22 protein-coding genes are annotated in these 18,314 nt (G+C 70.9%); 1 reads left to right on the top strand and 21 read right to left on the bottom strand.

The genetic code is table 11. From position 1 onward, the window contains the following. Positions 1-141 precede the first annotated feature (141 nt). From ACP7A3_RS06025 to ACP7A3_RS06105, 17 genes are all read right to left on the bottom strand, one after another. The gene (locus tag ACP7A3_RS06025) at positions 142-1,266 is read right to left on the bottom strand and encodes an OmpA family protein (RefSeq protein WP_426254990.1); all 1,125 of its coding nucleotides are present in this window, start codon (positions 1,264-1,266) and stop codon (positions 142-144) included. Between the two features lie 109 nt (positions 1,267-1,375). Further along, positions 1,376-1,882: a DUF2793 domain-containing protein gene (locus ACP7A3_RS06030; protein ID WP_426254989.1), complete on the bottom strand. Its 507-nt coding sequence runs from the start codon at positions 1,880-1,882 to the stop codon at positions 1,376-1,378. Between the two features lie 3 nt (positions 1,883-1,885). Beyond that, positions 1,886-4,018, bottom strand: coding sequence for a phage tail baseplate protein (locus tag ACP7A3_RS06035; protein ID WP_426254988.1), 2,133 nt, complete (start codon positions 4,016-4,018; stop codon positions 1,886-1,888). A gap of 401 nt (positions 4,019-4,419) precedes the next feature. Further along, entirely contained in the window at positions 4,420-5,217 is a 798-nt protein-coding gene (locus ACP7A3_RS06040) for a DUF2163 domain-containing protein (protein WP_426254987.1), read from the bottom strand. Beyond that, on the bottom strand, positions 5,214-7,478 hold the full coding sequence (locus tag ACP7A3_RS06045) for a DUF2460 domain-containing protein (protein ID WP_426254986.1): 2,265 nt from the start codon (positions 7,476-7,478) through the stop codon (positions 5,214-5,216). The genes ACP7A3_RS06040 and ACP7A3_RS06045 overlap by 4 nt, the downstream gene beginning before the upstream one ends. Before the next feature lie 376 nt (positions 7,479-7,854). Beyond that, positions 7,855-8,409 carry a tail tape measure protein gene (locus ACP7A3_RS06050; protein ID WP_426254985.1) on the bottom strand — a complete coding sequence of 185 codons (555 nt, stop codon included), beginning with the start codon at positions 8,407-8,409 and terminating at the stop codon, positions 7,855-7,857. Further along, positions 8,402-8,590, bottom strand: coding sequence for a phage tail assembly chaperone (locus tag ACP7A3_RS06055; RefSeq protein ID WP_147035405.1), 189 nt, complete (start codon positions 8,588-8,590; stop codon positions 8,402-8,404). Before ACP7A3_RS06055 ends, ACP7A3_RS06050 begins: the two co-directional genes overlap by 8 nt. 11 nt (positions 8,591-8,601) lie before the next feature. Next, positions 8,602-8,913, bottom strand: coding sequence for a gene transfer agent family protein (locus ACP7A3_RS06060; protein WP_426254984.1), 312 nt, complete (start codon positions 8,911-8,913; stop codon positions 8,602-8,604). Then, on the bottom strand, positions 8,910-9,317 hold the full coding sequence (locus tag ACP7A3_RS06065; RefSeq protein ID WP_426254983.1) for a phage major tail protein, TP901-1 family: 408 nt from the start codon (positions 9,315-9,317) through the stop codon (positions 8,910-8,912). The genes ACP7A3_RS06060 and ACP7A3_RS06065 overlap by 4 nt, the downstream gene beginning before the upstream one ends. Positions 9,318-9,330: 13 nt before the next feature. Then, positions 9,331-9,711, bottom strand: a complete 381-nt coding sequence (gene gp17, locus ACP7A3_RS06070) for a tail completion protein gp17 (RefSeq protein WP_426254982.1) — start codon at positions 9,709-9,711, stop codon at positions 9,331-9,333. Next, positions 9,708-10,187 (bottom strand): hypothetical protein, encoded by a 480-nt coding sequence (locus tag ACP7A3_RS06075; protein ID WP_426254981.1) that lies wholly within the window; start codon positions 10,185-10,187, stop codon positions 9,708-9,710. The genes gp17 and ACP7A3_RS06075 overlap by 4 nt, the downstream gene beginning before the upstream one ends. Positions 10,188-10,260: 73 nt before the next feature. Further along, positions 10,261-11,262: a phage major capsid protein gene (locus tag ACP7A3_RS06080; RefSeq protein ID WP_426254980.1), complete on the bottom strand. Its 1,002-nt coding sequence runs from the start codon at positions 11,260-11,262 to the stop codon at positions 10,261-10,263. Positions 11,263-11,316: 54 nt separating this feature from the next. Further along, positions 11,317-11,679, bottom strand: coding sequence for an HK97 family phage prohead protease (locus ACP7A3_RS06085; RefSeq protein WP_426255330.1), 363 nt, complete (start codon positions 11,677-11,679; stop codon positions 11,317-11,319). Continuing rightward, the gene (locus tag ACP7A3_RS06090; RefSeq protein WP_426254979.1) at positions 11,676-11,996 is read right to left on the bottom strand and encodes a DUF6127 family protein; all 321 of its coding nucleotides are present in this window, start codon (positions 11,994-11,996) and stop codon (positions 11,676-11,678) included. Before ACP7A3_RS06090 ends, ACP7A3_RS06085 begins: the two co-directional genes overlap by 4 nt. Continuing rightward, entirely contained in the window at positions 11,993-13,096 is a 1,104-nt protein-coding gene (locus ACP7A3_RS06095) for a phage portal protein (protein WP_426254978.1), read from the bottom strand. The genes ACP7A3_RS06090 and ACP7A3_RS06095 overlap by 4 nt, the downstream gene beginning before the upstream one ends. 179 nt (positions 13,097-13,275) lie before the next feature. Beyond that, a complete protein-coding gene (locus ACP7A3_RS06100; RefSeq protein WP_426254977.1) occupies positions 13,276-14,607 on the bottom strand; it encodes a DNA-packaging protein in 1,332 nt (443 codons plus the stop codon). After that, positions 14,604-15,134, bottom strand: coding sequence for a hypothetical protein (locus ACP7A3_RS06105; protein ID WP_426254976.1), 531 nt, complete (start codon positions 15,132-15,134; stop codon positions 14,604-14,606). Before ACP7A3_RS06105 ends, ACP7A3_RS06100 begins: the two co-directional genes overlap by 4 nt. Before the next feature lie 273 nt (positions 15,135-15,407). On the opposite strand from ACP7A3_RS06105, the gene ACP7A3_RS06110 reads away from it, so the two are divergent. After that, positions 15,408-16,115 (top strand): PAS domain-containing protein, encoded by a 708-nt coding sequence (locus ACP7A3_RS06110; protein WP_426254975.1) that lies wholly within the window; start codon positions 15,408-15,410, stop codon positions 16,113-16,115. Between the two features lie 9 nt (positions 16,116-16,124). Here the strand turns inward: ACP7A3_RS06110 and ACP7A3_RS06115 are convergent, their stop codons facing one another. The 4 genes from ACP7A3_RS06115 to ACP7A3_RS06130 form a co-directional block, all read right to left on the bottom strand. Next, positions 16,125-16,442 carry a hypothetical protein gene (locus tag ACP7A3_RS06115; RefSeq protein WP_426254974.1) on the bottom strand — a complete coding sequence of 106 codons (318 nt, stop codon included), beginning with the start codon at positions 16,440-16,442 and terminating at the stop codon, positions 16,125-16,127. Positions 16,443-16,535: 93 nt separating this feature from the next. Then, a complete protein-coding gene (locus tag ACP7A3_RS06120; protein ID WP_426254973.1) occupies positions 16,536-16,721 on the bottom strand; it encodes a hypothetical protein in 186 nt (61 codons plus the stop codon). Positions 16,722-16,804: 83 nt separating this feature from the next. Next, entirely contained in the window at positions 16,805-17,758 is a 954-nt protein-coding gene (dapF, locus tag ACP7A3_RS06125; RefSeq protein ID WP_426255329.1) for a diaminopimelate epimerase, read from the bottom strand. 68 nt (positions 17,759-17,826) lie between these two features. Then, entirely contained in the window at positions 17,827-18,258 is a 432-nt protein-coding gene (locus tag ACP7A3_RS06130; RefSeq protein ID WP_244056734.1) for a DUF6456 domain-containing protein, read from the bottom strand. Between the last annotated feature and the right edge of the window lie 56 nt (positions 18,259-18,314).

Genomic DNA, 18,314 nt, shown 5'->3' on the forward strand with positions numbered 1-18,314 from the left:
ATTACGACACGAGCGTGGATCGTACGAAGCGAACATCATGATCGATACGCGTGCGCTTGACGGTAATTACCGACCCCAAACGAAAGGGGAGGCCGGCTTGCGCCGACCTCCCCGATCGTAATCCCAACGGTGGGACTGGTCTTACTGACCAGCGCCCGGACCGTAGGTGATCTCGACGCGACGGTTCTGCACTTCGCGAACGCCGTCGGCGGTCTGAACGCGCAGACGGGTTTCGCCGAACGCTTCGGTCGAAATCTGCGTGGCCGGGACGGCGTGCGAGGTCATGTACGCCTTGACCGAGTCGGCGCGACGCTGAGACAGACCCAGGTTGTACTTCGGCGTACCCGACGTGTCGGTGTAACCCGCAACCATAACCTGCGCGTTGTTGCAGTTCTGGTACTGGCTGACCGCGTTGTCGAGGATCGACGCTGCTTCCGGCGTGATGTCCGACTTGTTCCACTCGAAGAACACGATGAACGGACCGGGCGAGCAGGTCGGTGCTTCGGCCACCGGGGGCGGCGGAGCAGGAGTCGGCTCCGGAGCGGGCGGCGGCGCCGGCGGCGGCGGCGGCGGGGTCGGCGAACCGAAGTTGTAGGTGATGCCGCCCAGGATGCTGTGCGAACGGAAGCGACCGTCGAACGTGCGGTTGGTGACGTCGACCAGTTTGACGTTGTCGGCGTTGAAGAAGCGATACTTCAGCGTCGCGTCGATGTGGTCGGTCAGCGGAGCGCGAACGCCCGCCAGGCCCTGCCATGCGAACACGGTGTCCGAATCGTCGACGAAGTTACCGCGCTGGTTCAGCTGATAGTTCGCCTTGACGCGAGCGACACCGACACCGCCGCCGACGAAGCCCTGGATGCCGTCATCGTCACCGAAGTCGAGCAGGCCGTTCAGCATGAAGCTGAGCGCCGAGGTACGGCCGCCAGCGTAGCTGTACGAACCGGCCGGAACGTTCACGAGCGCACCCGTCGACGTGTAGGCCGGGGTGGTCAGCGTCGAGGTGTAGCCATCGACGGTCGCGCTGCGATAGCCGACTTCGGTTTCGACGCGGAACCCGCCGAAATCGTAGCCGATCACGCCATCGACGTCATAGCCATAGTTGTGATCGACGGTGGCCGCATTGCGCGACGCGCCGATGTCATAGTTGATGTCTTCGACGATCATCGCACCGCCTTCGACGCCGACGTACCACGACTTGTCGCGGGCGAGGGCGGGAGTGGCGAGTGCGGTGGAGGCCAGTGCCAGAACGACGGCAAGCTTCCGCATAGAAGTCCCCTTTCTTGAGTGTCACTACGGACAGCGCAAACTCACTATCGGAGGGTTGGTTTCCACGCAAGCCGACAAAAGGTTGGAACTGTTGCGCCAATGTCACAGGTCAGCTGGTGCCGATCAGACCGTGGCTGCGCAGCGCAGCAAGGATCGCGACCAGGGTGGAGCGCGCGACGTCGTCGATCGTGCCTCCGCCCTGCGGGTCGGCAATCGCGCCCTTGCGGCTGCCGACGACCTGCTGCCCGCCCACCGTCAGGCGCGCGCCGCGGACGTCACTTTCTTGCCACAGCCCTCCCCGATAAGCGATTGGTATCGCTTGCGAAACGTCCCATACGATCAGGTTCTCGCGTGGGTCGACGAAGCGCCATCCCCCCTCGCTCCAGCCTGCCAGTCGATTGGCCTGGCCCTCCCACGTGCCGGTCGGATTGGCCCCGACAACCCAGCATTGCCCGACGCCGGGCGTAGTCGGCGGAACCGACAGCCCGACCGCCTGGACGAGCGGATGCAACAGCATATCGATCCGCGTCAGCGCCTCATTGTGCGTCAGCTCCTTGTCCGCCTGCCCCGCTGCCAGCAGCGGCAGGGCGAATCGCGACGTCGTCAGACTGTTCATCGATCAAGCTCCCAGATCGGAAAATGTCACGTGCCCCGGCGGCGAGATCGCGAGCGTTCCCTGTTGCACGACGGTGACGACGGCACCGGCATCGCCTGCCTCGATCGACAGCGTTGGCGGCGTCGTCTCGACGCTGCGCACGCCGCCATCCGGCCGCGCGATCGTCACGCGATAGCGTTCGCTCTCTTCCCCCACGGCCGCGTCGAGCCCATCGCGCCAGGTCCATCCCGCGCGACTGCGCCGGATCCAGCCCAGCCGCCGCCCGCCGTCCGCATCGCGCTGCAGCCCCAGATGCACCGGCGACGGCGGCGCCACGGACGCGCCGGTCACGATCACCGCGGCGGTGGCGGGCGCGGCGGCATCGCCCACCCCGCTGGCCATCAGCCGCACGCGCCGCCCGATCGCCGTCACCGGCAGGTCGATCGTCGCCACCGCATCGCGTTCGATCAGCGCAAAGCGATCGCCCGGCCGCTGCGTACCGATCGCCGCCTCGGTTCCCCGCACGCCACGCCGCAGCCCGGTCAACGCCCAGCGCCCCGCACCCAGCGGCTCGGCAATTGCGAACCGGATCAGCTCGTCACCGACCAGCGCCAGATTGCCGCCCTGTGCCAGCCGCGTCGCGTCGGCATCGCCGAGCACCATGTCAGCCCGCATCAGCCGCACGATCAGCCGGCTGCGCGAATCGATCAGCCAGGGAGACGCTACCTCCGACACCCCCTCGATCACCCCGATCGTCGCCGGCGCCGCCGTCCCGCCCGCGCCCGTCCAGCTGGCGCCATCGTCGAGGCTGTAGAGCAGCGCCGCCTGTCGCCACCCCGCCCCCTCACCACAGGCCAGAACCGACACCCGCGGCTGGCTCAGCGGCGGATCCTCCAGCCCCGGCCATTCCGCGGCGACCAGCAGCGTCCGGCCGATGCGCACGTCCGCCGCCGCCGCGACCGTCCCGCTGCTCGCCCGCATCGGCAACGCGGCCGGCGCGAGCGGCACCAGGTCCAGCGTCGTCGCCAGCCCCACCATAGCGGCCTGCGCCACGCGCCACCGCCCCGCCTCTCCGGCGATCGTCACGATCGCACCCGGCGCAATCCCCAGCCCTTCGCGACCCAGCGTCACCCGTCGCCGCGTCCGCTCGCTTTCGCCCCGCGCCAGCAGCGCCGCCGCCACGCGCTTCGCTTCACTCGCGGCCAGCACCACCGGCAGATCGACGCGATCGACCGTCTGGCCCGCCCCCGGCCGCCGCACGCGCTGCACGCCGATCTGATAGTCCCGCGCCGGGTCATGATGCGCCACCGCCACCTCGCGCACGGTTCCGCCCGCCGCCGCGACGCTGCGCCTGCGTTCCTTGCCGGTATCGGCGATCGCCACCGCCGCCCCGCCGGCATCGCTCCGCACCAGCGTCGCGCCCTCCGCCCGCCACCAGCCGCCATCGATCGTCGTCAGCGTGTCCAGCACGCCGCGCACGCTCGCGCCCGACGCCGCAAAGCCGCCCAGCATCACCCCGTCCGCGCCGCGCACCTCGGGCGCCAGCGCTGCCGCGACCGCCCCGCTCGCCACCGGCGCCGCGTCGGCCTCCACCTCGAAGGTCAGCGAGGGGATGCGGTTACCGTAATCCGCCAGTTGCATCCCCTCGAACACCGCATAGGCGATGCCACGATACGCCGGCACCGCCCCCAGGGCCGAAGCGATCAGCGGATCGGCCGCCTGATCCTCGCCACCCGTATGCAGCCGAAACCCCGTCACGCTCTTCCAGTCGCCCGCCGCCCCGCGCAGCAGCTTGCCCTCCGCCCAGATCCGCCGGACGCTGCGGATCGGCCGCGCCGACAGCGCCACGGCGAAGGACACGCTATAACTATAGGTGTTGGTCCCCGGCTGGCCCTTGCCGCCGCGGCTGGTGGTGCGCGTCTCGATCAGGTCGGTCGACCAGATCACCGTCCCCGCCACCCGGATCGTGCCGAACAATTTGGGGATCGGCGTGCCATAGCTCGACGTCTGCACCGACAGGTCGCTCAGCCGCGGCCCCTCGCGCGCCGCCCCGCGGAACAATCGCCCGTCGATCGCCTGCCCCGCCAGCGCACCCAGCGCACCCCCGATCGGTCCGCCGATCGCCCGCCCGACCGTCGTCAGCACCAGCGTCGCCATCCGCCCCTCCCCTGATATAGCGCCACGCCCCGATCAGCGGCCAGTCCGCCGCCCCCGGTCGCTCGACCACGCAGCGCAATCCCGCATCGGCATGGACGAAACCCGCCGCCGTCTTCACCGCGCCGTGAATCTGCCCCGGCCCCACCGCGAACAGCAGCGCATCGCCCGCTCGCCGTCCGTCGCCCCGCGCCAGCACCGCATCGAAGCCCGCCGCCACCACCGCCGGATCGCCGCCGCGCAACGGATAGCCGCTCGGCACCTCCCCCTCCCAGCCGGCACCCCGCAGCGCCGCCGCAATCACCCCAATGCAATCGAGCCCATACAAAGCATCCCGCCCGTGCAACCGGAACCGGGTGCCGACCAACGCCAGCGCCGCGGCCGCAACCGCATCCGCCGCGCCCTCACCCACCGGGATAGCGCGTCAGCAGATCGATCCCCGGCAGATGCGGCTCGCCGCGAAAGTTCACGCCATTGCCGAACCGCGCCACACAGGTGGCAAAGCTCTTGTCGCATCCCTCGCTCACCTCGACCAACGTGCCCGCCGCCACCGCAAAGGCGGGCACCGCGCGCAGCGTCACCGTCGCGCCGTCCGACGCATCGATGCTCTGCGACAGCCCCGCATTGCCGTCGCCGAACCAGCGCAGCACGCCGCCCGCATAGGCCCCCGCCACCGGCTCGCCCGCATCCAGCGTCACCACCCGCTCGACCGCCGACACCACCCGCGCGAACCGCCGCCGCCCCGCCATCGCGACCCGGCAGCGCGCATCGCCCAGATCGGCGCGGCATTCGGCGGACGTCTCCTCCACCACCGCGCGCGCTAACGCCGCGCTCACGCCCGCCAGCTCCGCGGTAAAGCCATGGTCGGTCAGCTCGACCGCGCCGATCCGCCCCTCGCCCAGTTCGGCCAGCCGATCGCCCGTCTCCCAGTCGATCGCAAACACCCGCACCCGCGCCCCGTCCCAGCGCCCCGCGAGCAGGTCCGCCTCACCGATCGCCGCGCTGGTCAGCGCGCCGCCGATATCCATCGTGTCCGCCTCCAGCCCATCGGAGCGCTCGATCGCGGACGGCACCATGCCCGGCGCGGCGCGATGGATCAGGCCGTCGACCGTCAAATCACGGTCATGCGTCGTCAGCCCGATCGCGACCCCGTCACGCCGCTCCACCCGCCAACACAGGGCGATGCACGACAGCGCGCTCACCCGCGCACCTCGATCAGCGGCACCGACACCGCCTCGCCCGCCAGGAAGGTCGATCGCGCCACCCGCAACCGATCCTCGGCAAAGCGCACCATCACGTCAAAGGTGAAGCTCGCCCGCACCACCGCGCCCTTGGCCGGCGCCACGTCGAGCACCACCACGCCATTGGCCTCGACGCTAAAGCCCTGCGTCGCAACGCCATCCACGCCAATCCGCACGCTGCCCGCCACCGGCCGGACGATCCGCCGCGTCGCCGCGCCATAATGGCGGACCAGCTCGAACCGCCGCGTCGCGCCGTCGCCCGTACCGATCACCTCGTCCACGCCGCTCGCATCGAACGGATCGCGCAGCCGGAACGCCCGCGCCGGCCCCATCCGCGCGCGGAAGAAGGCGAGCAGCGTCGCGATATCGGCCTCGGACCGTATGCCCGGTCCGACATCGTAGCTCGTCCGCGCTTCCGCCCAGCCCGCACTGCGCTGCTCCGCGCCACCCGCCGCGGTCAGGATCGCGGTGGAAAAGGCCGGCGCCACCTCCGCCTCGCGCCCCAGCGCCAGCGGGAACAGCACATCGTCATAATCCTGCATGTCGTCTTCCCCCTCGAAGCGGACGAAGCCGTCGCGCATCACCTGCGGCAGCGCCCACAGCACCACCGACGCGACGCCGCGGGCGCGCGCCACCTGTCCCGCCGTCTCGATCAGCGCCCATTGCGCCGCCTGGTCGGGGCGCAGCACGAAGCCCGACAGATAATGCTGCCGGTCGCGCGGATAGCCCAATCGCGCCTCCGCCGCCGCGACACCCCGCGCGGTCGCCGCGGCATCGCCCTCCGTCACCCAGTCGTAATCCTCCAGCTGCAACACGTCGAAGGCGGGATACGCCCAGCCCAGCGGCATGTTGGCGCGCTTCAGCTCCGGCGCCGCCCGATCGAGCACCGTCGGCAGATAGGTGAGCAGCAACGTCTGCGTCCCCGGAAACGCCGCCTTCACCCATCCCGCCAGCGCCGCGGTCGAGGCGGACAGCGCCGCCCCCGCCCGATCCATCGTCGCGCGCTGGCTGGCGTCCATAGCCCTACGCACGCTCGGAATCGCCACCGGCGCCAGCGCCGCCACCGCGGCGGCGTCGTACAGGCACGGCCGCCCGTCCGGCATCGTCCACCACCAGGGCTCGCCGATCTGGAACTTCGGCCGCAATCCCGCCGCGACCCCGATCCCGACGAAGGCCGCCGCCACCTGCCGCAGATAGCTCATCGCGCCCTCGTGGCACGGCGACAGCAAGGTCGACGGCGGCTCCCACCCGGTCAGCGCCGGCGCGCCATCGGCCGCGCGCTGCTTCCAGTCGTTCCAGCAATGCGCGTCGAATAGTTCGTAGCTCAACGACCAGATGACGTCATAACCCAGCGCCTTCGCGCGGGCCGCAAAGTCGCGATGCCACGCCGCGCACGCCACGTTCAGCACGCCGCCGGTCAACCCGACGTAGAAGCCGCCGTACAGCGCATCGAGCCGGAAATAATGGCTCATCCCGACATAATGCGTGATTGCCCCGCGATAGCCGAGGTGCAGCGCATTGCGCAGCAACCGCGCCGGCGTCAGGTTATAGCTGTCGTCATAGCCGCTCGCGATCTGGAAGCCGTGTTCGGGCAGCACCGCCTCGCCGATGCCGATCACCGCCCCCGGCCCCTCGCACGCCATCCCGGTCAGCTCGACCCACGCCTCCTGCGCTGCGGCCAGCGGCACGTCGGTCTCGTCGAACTCGGGCGCGACCAGCGATACGAACATCCGGTCGACATCGCCCGCCCATACCGGGTCCGCCTCGCTCGGCAGCGCAAAGCCGCCCACGACGCTCGCAAAGTCGATCGCGACACTGGCATCCTCCGGGTTGCCGGTCGCATAATTCCACAGCCGCACATGCCACACGCGCGCGTTGCCCGCCGCATCGCGCCCCTCGATCGTAAGTGTCGGCCCCCGGATCGCGTCCAGCGGCTTCACGCCTGCCGACCGCCAGCGGAACCGGAGCCGACAGCCCCGAAAATCCCGCGCCGTCTCGTACCGCAGCAGCGGATGGTCGAACCGATCCTCCGCCTCCCAGATCAGCCCGGCCAGATCGCTCCGCCGATAGAAGACGGCATCCACCCGCAGCGCATCCGGCGCCGGATTGGTCACCGCCGCCATCATCGGCCGCGGGAAATTGACCGTCCAGAACCGTGGATCGAACCGGCTGAGCACCCCCGCCTCCTGCTCCACCCGCTGCGAACACAGCCAATGCGCCATGATGATGTCTCCCGATGATGAGGGGAGGCGACGGAAGCAGCGACCCTCGCCCAACCCACCCCGTCACCCCGGCCTTGAGCCGGGGTCCCGCTTCTTCTCCCCCGCCCGTAAAAGCGGGACCCCGGATCAAGTCCGGGGTGACGCGGGATCGCAGCGCCCCAAAATTCCTCCCTCGCGTCAGCGGGAGCGCAGGGTTGGATTGCCCCCAGCAATCCAAGATCATGCCGGGGGCATGATCGACCGTGCGCTGGGACCGTTCGCGAAGCGAATGGTGGAGGGGGCGCTTCCGCACGCCTCGACGGTCGTGACGTACCGCCCCCTCCGTCACCGCTTCGCGGCGCCACCTCCCCCTGGCGGGGGAGGATTGGAAAGCCCCCTACCCCTCCAACGCCGCCCGCACCGCGCGCGCCACCTGCCGGCTCGACCGCTGCAACGCCGCCGGCGCGTCCCCCGCCCCCGCCTGCACATGGATCGTCACCCGCACGTCGCGCGCCGCCGACGGCACCGCCGACGGCACCGCCGCCTCCACCCGCCCGCTCGTCGTCGGCACGAACAGCTCCGGCCCACGCTCGCCGACGACATAGCCGCGCCCCGGCGTCACCGGCCCGCCGGTCGCCCGCCCCGGCAGCCCACCCAGCAATCCGGCCAGCACGCCGCCCAACGATCCCCCGCCCGACGCCGCCTGCACCCCGCCACGCACCGCCGCGCGCGCGATCTCTGCCAGCACCCCCAGCGCGGTCGCCTTCAGGTCGTCGAACCCGAACTGCCCGGTCCGCGCCGCACGCAGCAGCGCGCGTTCGATCGACCGCCCCGCCCGATCGGCCCCCGCGCCCAGCTCACCCTCCAACGTCGCGCGCATCGTCTCCACCTCGCGCGCGAAACCCGCGGTGTCGGCGCGCACGCCCACCGCCATCCGCTCCACCTCATCCATCAGGATCGGCCCTCCGCATCGCGGCGATCGTCGTGGCATCGGGCGGCGTCACCGCCGCCGCACCGCCACCACTCGCCGCCGTCACCACCGCCGCCAGCTCGGCCGGCGTCGCCCGCCAAAAGGCATCGGGCGTCCAGCCCAATGCCGCGCCGGCAAAGCCCGCCAGCCGCACCGCACTCATCCGGAAGTCGCTCACCGCCCGGCCAGGATCTGGCCGAGCAGCACGCGCAGCACCGGGGTCAGCTTGGCAAGCCCCAGCGCCGCGAGCGCCTCACCCAGCACCTCGCGCGTCACCTCTTCCGGCACCTCGCGCAGGCAGTGCCAGAACAGCGCGACCAGCTCGCCGAACCCCAGCTTCCCCGCCGCCGCCCGCTCGACCAGGGCGAACAATGGTCCCAGCTCCGCCTCCGCCGCGACCAGCGCCTGGAAACTCGGCCGCAGCACCAGGTCGCAGCCGTTGACCCGCACCGCGCATTCCCCCCGCGCCTCGTTCGCCCCGCTCATGCCGCCACCACCGGGCCGGAGCTTTCCAGCGCGATCATGTACGACCGCTCGCCATTGAAATCGCCGGCATAATCCAGCCGCGTGACCAGGAACCGGCCGGTCATGCTCTCGCCACTCTCGAAGCTCAGCCGATAATCGTCGATAATACCGCCGAGCGCGCTCGCCTTGATCCGCGTTTCCGCCGCCGATCCGGTAAAGACGCCCGCGCCGCTCACGCTGACGCTGCGCACGCCCGCGCCCGACAGCAGCTGCCGCCAGCCGCCCGAATCCTTGGTCGTCACCACCACCGCTTCGCCGTTGACGCTCAATTGCGTCGTGCGTAGCCCCGCCACCGTCGCGAAGGCCGGCGTCGCCGCCCCATCGCCGACCTTCAGCAGGAACGCACTGCCCCGTTCCACCGCCATCACGATTCTCCTGTTATTGAACCCGGTACATCCGCACCGCGAATTCGCTCGACGCGACCCAGCGGTCGCCCTTGCCGCGCTGGATCCGGCTTTTGGTCAGCCGCAGCCCGGTGAGCTGCCAGCCTTCGCCCAAGGCCCGCGGCACGCCCGCCGCCGCAGCCTCGACCGCGCCGACCAGCGCGCGCAGCCGCGCCGGGCTTTCGCCCGTGTCGACATAGTCGACCGCGATCGTGCCGGTCCGCCCGCTCACCCCAGTGGCATCGCTGGCGCCCAACACCGCCTCGCCCAGCACCGCGACCGGCATCGCCGCCCGCGCCGTCGGCGCGTCGAACACGCGGCACGCCGCTTTCAGATGCGCGAGCACCGCCGCATGCAGCACCGCCCCCGCGCTCATGCCCGCGCCTCCACGCTCAGCCGCATCCGCCGATACGGCCGCCACAGCGCCGCCACCGCCGCGGGCGGCATCGCATCGCCATCGCGCCGCTCGAACAGATGCGCCGCCAGCAGCACGACGCCCTGCATCACCGCTTCGGGCAGCGCCTCCCACGCCGCCGCCAGCCCCGCCGAATAGCGCACCACGATCTCGCCGCCGTCGACCTTCACCCAGCCGACCCCGCCCGCATCGATATCGATCCCCAACCCGGCGCCTCCGGTGATCGCACGCACCGGCATCGCCGCCAGCCGCTGCCATCCGGCGCGCGGTTGCAACCGCTCCTCGCAGTCGCGCGCCACCAGCATCTGTCCGCAAAATGCCTCCGCCAGCCCCAACGCCGTGCCGCTCGCGCGCAGCAGCACTGCATCGGGTGCCTCGCCGGTCCGCAAATAGGTCGCCGTCGCAGCCGCCGCGTTCGCGACCGCCGCGGCCGGCATCGCCGCCGCTCCCATCCCGCTCTCCCCGCAAAAGAAAGCGGCCCCCACCCATCCCGACGGGGGCCGTACGCCATCAGGCGGTGGCGATCTTCATCAGCTTGATCGCCGCGCTGTCCGCGACACAGCCGCCGACGCGCTTGGTCGCGTAGAAGCTGACGAACGGCTTGTTGCTGTACGGATCGCGCAGGATCGCCGTCTCGCCGCGTTCGGCGATCAGATAGCCCGCCTGGAAATTGCCGAAGGCGATGCTCAGCGCATTGGCGGCGATGTCGGGCATGTCCTCCGCCTCGACCACCGGATAGCCGAGCAGCGTCGCCGGCTGCCCCGCCGCCAGGCTCGGCTGCCACAGCGGCATGCCGTCCGCGGTCTTGAACTTGCGGATGCGCGCCAGCGTGTTGGCGTTCATCACGAAGCTCGCACCCTGCCGGTATGGCGCCCGCAGGCTATGCACTAGGTCGAGCAGCCGCTCGTCCGGCGCCGTGCCGAAATCCTCCGCCGCGCCCGACGGCAGATATTGCAGCGTCCCCAGCGCCCGCGTCGCGTCCTTCGCGGTGGAGATCGGCGCGGTCAGGAACCCCTTGGGCCGGTTGACGCCGTTGCCGCCGACGAACGCCGCCCCTTCCGCGCGCGCGAACTCGGTGGCGATCTCGCCCGCCAGCCACGCCTCGACGTCGAACGCCGCATCGTCCAGCATCGCCTGGCTGGCGGAGGGGTTGGCGTACAGCTCGCCCATCGGCGGCACCAGCTCGGCGAACACCGGGCTCGCCGTCTCGGGCCGCGCCGCCGTTTCGCTCGCCCAGCCCGATGGCGTGCCGCCGGTGGTGATCAGCTTGCGATAGCCCGCCGACCCCACCGTCACGACATTGGCGATCGCGCGGATCGGCGAGATGCCCTTCAGCACCCGCGCGATCTCGCCGTCCACCTCGCGCGGCACGGCATAGCCGCCCGCATCGCCGGTGACGCCGGTGAAGGCCTTCATCTCCAGCGCCGTCCCCGTCCGCACGAAGCCCGCAAACGCCCCGTCCGTCTGCTCCACGCGTGCGCCATCCAGCGCCGGCCTTTCGACCACGTCCATACGTCTTCTCCTCGTTGAAACATTCTGAGGGCGGTGCTGGCCCGCCGACCGAAATCAGCCGATCTGCGTGATCCGCGCGAGCGTCTGCATCGGCACCGCCACCAAACTCACCTCGGCCAGCGCCACGCGCAGCAGCTCGCGCCGCGCACCCTGCCGCACCACCAGTGGCCGATACCCCACCGACAGCCCATCGACCGCGCGCGCCGTCACCAGCCGCGCAACCTCCGCATCGTCGATCACCCCCGCGACCAGCAGCCCGCGCGCGTCTTCGGCCAAAACGTCGATCCGCCCCACCGCGCGCCCACGATGCTGCCACAGCAGCGGCACCGGCCCGGCGCCCGCAAAGGCCCCCGACCGCACCACATCCCCCGCCCGATCGACGCAATCGAACACCGCGGCGTATCCGGCGAACCTCACTCCAGCCACCCGCCGAACCCCAGCTTCACCGCCAGCCCCGTCAGCAGCAGCGCGCCCGCCAGCCGCACGCACCACCCCGCTACCGCCTTCCAAGCCGACCGTTTGGCATCGCGCCACGCCCCCAGCAGCTCGCGCAGTTCGGCCAGGTCCCCCCGCGCCGCCTCGTCGCTGAGGCCCAGCCGGGTCAGCGCGCGCATCGCCGACAGCTCGCCCGCCTCCTCGGCGATGCCGCGCATCGTCGCCAGGTCCGCGCCCTCGCGCGCCGCCTGCGCCATCAGCTGCGCCAGCACCCCCGTATCCTGTGCCGGCCCGCTCATGCCCCCACTCCCAGCATCGCCCGCTTCTCCTCGACGCTCAGGAAATCGGCACCCGACACGCTGCGCCACAGCCGCTCGCGATCCTCCGCCAGCGCCGGCACGCGGTCGAGGTCGACCGACAGCGCCGCCCCCTCGAACCAGCCCCCCAGCCCTTGCGCCAAGGCGGTCAGGATCGTCCCCGCCAGCGGCAGCACCGTGAGCCGCCACAGCGCCCGGTTCGCCTCGCGATAATTGGCATAGGTCGCGTCCCCGGGCAGGCCAAGCAGCATCGGCGGCACCCCGAACGCCAGCGCGATCTCACGCGCCGCCGCTGCCTTCAGCCCGACGAAATCCATATCGGCGGGCGACAGCGACAGCGCCTGCCACTTCAGCCCGCCTTCCAACAGCATCGGCCGCCCGGCGTTGGTCGCGCCCGCGAACCCCGCCTCCATCTCCGCCTTCAACCGCTCGAACTGTTCCGCCGACAGCGCCGCGCCATCGCCCGGATCGTAGACCAACGCGCCCGACGGTCGCGCCGCATTGTCGAGCAGCGCCTTGTTCCACTTGCCCGCCGCATTGTGGACCGCGACCGCCCCGGCGGCGGCACCCAGGCACCCCATGCCGTAATGATCGTCGATCGGATTGAAGCTGCGGATATGGATCACGTCCGGCCGCGACCCCTCCGCATCCAGCCGCACCCGCCGCTCGCCCACCGCATAGCGATAGGCGGTCGGCCAGCCGCCCGCGTCCACCTCGACGCTCACCCGCTCGGGCCGCAACGCATATAGCGCGCCGACCTGCCCCTCGGCATCCCGCAGCACCTGGACATAAGCATTGCCGTGCAGCAGCAGCTGCGCCGCCACCGCCTCCAGCAGCACCTGCCCGCCCGATCGCGCCGCCAGCAATGCCATCATGTCGGGCACGCTCGCCACCACAGGCGCACCCGCCACGCTTTCGGCCACCAGCTTCACCGCCCGCTGCGCGATCGCATTGCCCGCATAGGCCTCGCGCACCTGCGCCTCATAGCTGCGCGGCCATTCCCCCAAGGCCACGCCCGCGCCGCCACGCGACAACGCCGGCCGCGCACCTTCGCGCAGCCCCTTCCGCCCGAACAACCACATGTCGAATCTCCCGTAATGCCGTTCCGGCAAGGGCGAGCCCACGCCCCCGCCTCGTCATCCCGGCGCACGCCGGGATCCATGGTCGCGGGCGGCCAATGGGTACGCGCCGACGCCAGCGTCGCGTATCCATGGATCCCGGCGTACGCCGGGATGACGAAGGGAAACGCCGACGCCCCGCCCTACAGCCCCCGCACGCCGGCCTTGCCCTGCGGTCGCAGCATCAGTTCGCTGACCGCCCACACCAGCGCATCCGCGCGATCCGGCGACCGCCCCGGCCCCTGATAGCCGCCCCCGGCCACCAGCCCGCACATCTCGTCCTCCAGCGCGGCGAACCGTCCGCAATGCCGCACCCGCCCGCGCGCGTAGAGTGTCGCCACCGGCTCGGCCCGTGCCACCTTGCCCCGGCTCGCGCGCACCAGCGTCAGCGGCAGCGTCACGTCGGCGGCCATCAGCACCGATCGCACCATCGCCCCGCCCTGGTTCGCCTCCGCCACCACCCGGTCGGCGCGATGTTGCGCGGCGCAACCCGCCACCGCGCGCGCCCAGCCCTCGGGCGAAGCGGCGGAGACGCTTGCATCGTCCAGCACATGCGCGACGCCGTCGCCGTCCAGCCCGACCGCGACGATCCCGCAGGCATCGCCCGTCGCGCCGTCCTCCAGTCCCCCCGCCGGCGGATCGACGCCGACCACGACGCGCACCAGATCGTCGGGTAGGTCGCCCCGGCACGTTTCCAGCAGCGCGCGCGACCACAAGGCGCCGGCCAGATCCTCGACCATCTCGCCGTCCAGCTCCTGCCGGCCCAGCGCCGTGCCGGCATAGGCCTCTTCGATATGATCGACGAACACCTGCGGCAGGAACGGATTGTCGCGCGTCGTCCCGCGCGTCTCGACCAGCCCCTTCGATCGTAGCACGCGCTTCATCAGATTGGTCGGCCGCGGCGTCGTCGTCACCAGCACGCGCGGGTCGGTCCCGCGCCTGAGGCCCATCATCAGATTGTCCCAGGCGGCATCGCCGCGCCGCCACTTGGCCAGCTCGTCGCACCAGGCCGCGCTATGCTCGGGCCCGCGCAGCTGCTCGGGCGCATCGGCCGAATAGACATAGGCGACCGCCCCATTGGGCCAGCGCACCTCGCCCTTGTGGATCGTATAGCGTGGGATCCGCCCCGTCTTGGCGACCGCGCGCAGCCCGCTCGGCCCGTCGATCATCACCCGCCGCACGTCCGCCTCGGTCGCGCCGACCAGCGCGATCGCCGCATGCTTGTCCGCCGCCAGCGTCGTCACCCATTCCGCGCCCGCGCGTGTCTTGCCGAATCCGCGCCCGGCGCGGATCAGCCAGATGCGCCAGTCCCCCTCCGGCGGCGCCTGCCCCGCCCGCGCCCAGCCGCCGATCCAGCGTTCCGACAGCTCGCGCCGCATCGCCGGTGTCAGGCGGCGCATCACATAGTCGCGATCGTCCGGCGTCAGCCCGGCCAGCACCGTGACGGCATCGATCGCCTCCCCTTGCCGGCTCATGCGCCACCCATCGGCAGCAGCGCCCTGGTCCGGCGCGCCGCCAGCGCCGCCAGCCCCGCCACGATCGCGGCATCCGTCTCCTCGCGCGTCGCCGCCTTGGGCGCTGGGCCGCACGGCTTGCCCCGCCCCTCCCGCCGCGCGCGGTGGATGGTCAGCAGCTTGATCGCCCCCTCCCAATGCACCGGCCCCAACGCATTCGGATCATCGGGCGCGATCGTCTCGCCACCGCCCGCCAGGACATAGCCCAGCAGCCGCATCTCAAGCAGCTGATAGCCCGCCTCGATCGCATCCGCCCACAGCGCCGCGAACTGCGGGTTGGTGCGGCGCCGGTGCTGCACCTGCGACGGGCTAAGGCCGATCGCGGCGGCCGACGCGGCGATGTTACAGCTTCCGGCAAGATGCGCGAAGAACGTGTCGCGCATCGCCGCATTCCACCGCGCCCACCGCTTGGTCGGCCGCTTGCCCTGCGCGATGAGCGCCCCCGCTGCCTCGCGTCGTTCGTCGGCGTCCGCCGTCGACCGCTCCATGCCCATACGTTCATCCCCCCTCGCCCCGGCCCCGAAACGCAAGTGGCCGAGCGCGACGGGGATCGATCCCCACCACCCTGGCCCGACTCGCAATTCTTCAGCGTTCCCGTTATGTACCGAACGAGCGTGACGATGTCAAGCGCTTTGTACCAGATAGGTTACAATTACCCATCCTATCGCCGGATCGCCACGGCCGGGCACAAGATATGCTACTAAGGTACAATAGTCTGACAACGGGTTTCATTTTGCCACGAAAGGCCGCTATCGTACGCTATGCCGTATCGATCAGGACATATCGGCCATGCGCTGATCAACCGCCGCAGGGACATCGTCGATATCGACGACGGCTATGAAGCGCTCGTCGGCATCGGGCGCGATGCGGTGATCGGACGTCCGGCGAGCGAATTCGCCCATCCGACCGAACGGCTGATCGCGGACGCATTCCTGCAGACCGCGTGGCGCGATCCCGCCCAGAAGACACATCGCGGTACGCTGCGCTGCATGCAGGCCGATGGCGGCGTCGTCTGGATCAACGTCTCCGTCTCGCGGCTGGGCCAGGGTGACGCCGCCTTGCTCGTCCTCAGCGCCCGCCTGCTCTGCCGCCATGCCGAAACCGAATCGGTCCATAGCTATTGGCGGATGGCGCGGATGTTCCTGCAGGCGGTCAGTGGCAGCAAGCGCGCATTCGGCCCGGCGCTGGCCGGCAATCCCGCCTGCGAGATTCTGTTGATCGCCTATCTGGCAGAGGCGGAGGCGAGCTCGGTCACGGCCGCCGAACTCGCCAAGCGGATCAGCACGTCGCAGGCGCTCGCCAACCGCTGGATCCTGGCGCTGATCGATGCTGGTTTCGCCGAGATGGAGGCGCCGGGCGCGCTTGGCCCTGCGACGCCCATCCGCCTGTCGCCGCTCGCGCTGTCGCAGATCGAGGCGCTGTTCAGCTCGCTCGGATCGGAATTGAAAGGCATGCGCGTTCCCGCCTGAGCGGCACGCTCAGCCCCGCGCCTCGCGCAACCGGCGCAAGGCCAGGCGCGCCCGCGCCAGCCACCCGGCCGGTGGCGGTGGCGCCAGCGGCCGCAGCAGAGGTTCGAATTCGTGCGGTTCGAACGGCACCCGCGAGAGGTCGAGCATCAGCCCGGTGACGTCGCGGCTCAGCGTCGCATGATTGTCGGCATCGAAGGTTGCGCGCAACGCGACCGCTACCGGGTATAACTTACCCTCCGGGCCGTCATCGGCCCGCGTGCCCGTCCATACTTCCGTATCGCCCGGACCATGCCCACCGGGCGTCGGGTCTTGCGCCTCGTCCGCCATTCCTACCTCGCCCCCCTGCAACGCATGGGAATCGCGAGGGTTCACCCGGTCCGCGTCACGCCACGCACGGCACCGGCCCGTTCGCCGCGAGGATCAGGCGGCGTCGGCCTCGTCGGCGGGCGCGGCGGGGGCATCCTCGGCCGGGCTGCCGTAGCAGCGGTCCAGATAATGGTTGGCGATGATATAGTGCGCGCGCACCGCCAGCGGGTGGGTGGCGCGCTGCGCCAGTTCGAGCTCGGTTTCGGCCCGGTCGTAGAAATAGTTCGAATCGTCACGCATCGTGATACTTTTCTCTAAGCGGTACGGGAGGATGCGCCCAAAAGGGCGACCCTCGCCTTCAACTGGATCAGGTCTGGGGCGGGTCAGCGGCTCGCGGCGTCGGCTAACTGCGCCCAGGCGGCGATCTCCGCATCGGCATGACCCTCAACGCGCAAGTTTCCCGCCTGCTCCGTCATTAGGTCGATGTCGACCGATCCCCGCCATTCCCAGGTCGCATTGCCCGACAGGCTGACCATCGCGTCCTCGGCGACGACCGCCCGCACCAGCCCGCCTTTGTTGAACACCGTGATCGGGGCGCCATAGGCCAGCCGCCCGGTCAGGCAGGCGGCGAAGCTCGACGCTGCCATCGCGCTGCCGCAGCTGTCAGTCAGCCCGACACCGCGTTCGAATGTCCGCACGAACAGATCGCCACCGCGCACTTCGACGAACGACACGTTGGCGCGATTGGGCAACCACGCGGGTGCCGCTTCGCACTGCTCGCCCACGGCGACCAGCTCGGTCTCGTCCACGGCATCGACGAACGTCACCAGATGCGGGTTGGGCATCGATACCGCGGTGAACAATCGGTCGCTCTCCAGCGGCGGCACCACCGCCTCGACGATCCGCGGCCCAGCGCCGGTCAGCGGCCACGCCGCCGCATCCAGCCCCGCCGGCCCCGCCGTCTCCCGCACCGTATAGACGCCCGGCGCCACATCGGCATCGCGCTCGACAAAGGCAGTCGACGTCTTCAGCGACACATCGGCGGCGTCGATCCTCAGCGCCTCGAACCCCGCCCGCGCCACGCAGCGCAAGCCGTTCAGGCACGTCTCCGCCTCGCTGCCATCCGAATTGAACATCCGCATCGAAAACGCAGCATTTCCAGCGCCTTGCCCCAGCAGCAGCAGCCCGTCACCGCCCACCGGCCCGCGCCGGTCGGCCAGCGCCCGCGCCACCGCCGCCCAGTCCGCATCGGTGAGCGACAGCGCACGCGCGTCGATCAACGGAAAGTCGTTGCCGGACCCATGACATTTCACGACGTCGAACCGCACTGCACCCATCCCGTCATCGGCACGTATCCGTGCCACTTATGTTCTGCTTGGCGCGCGCCCTACACCCACGCGCGCCGTCAGGCCAGCCGGTAATGATCGGCCAGCCGGTCGAGCGCCAGCGTCAGCACCAGCCGCCCCGATCGCACCGGCCAGCCCAGCGCCTTTTCCGCCACCGGCAGCGCCTCCCCCGCACAGATCGTCCGCCACGCAATATCGGACAGGCCCTTGCCCGCCGCGTCGAGCGCCGCATCGAACCGCCGCTTCGCCGCGATCTGCGCGGTCGTCGGGTCGAGGCCTTCGCCCGCCCCGCCGTCGACGCGTGGCGACCACCGCATCGTCACCCGCGGCCCCAGCGCCGCCGTTTCGTAATCGCCGCGCAGCCGCTCGCCCGCCTCGAACTGCCGCGCGTCCACCAGCCCACGCGCCTTCAGCCACCCCAACGGTGATTCCGCCACGTTCACCCGCACCCGCCGCGCATCGCCGATCGTCCGCTCCACCAGCTCCCGCATATCCCGCGCTCCTTCGCTTTCCGAGTCGCGGGGGCTTGCCATATCGCGCACGTTGT

The organism is Sphingomonas sp. DC5200-1, assembly GCF_049897245.1.
Taxonomy (GTDB): Bacteria; Pseudomonadota; Alphaproteobacteria; order Sphingomonadales; family Sphingomonadaceae; genus Sphingomonas; species Sphingomonas aquatilis.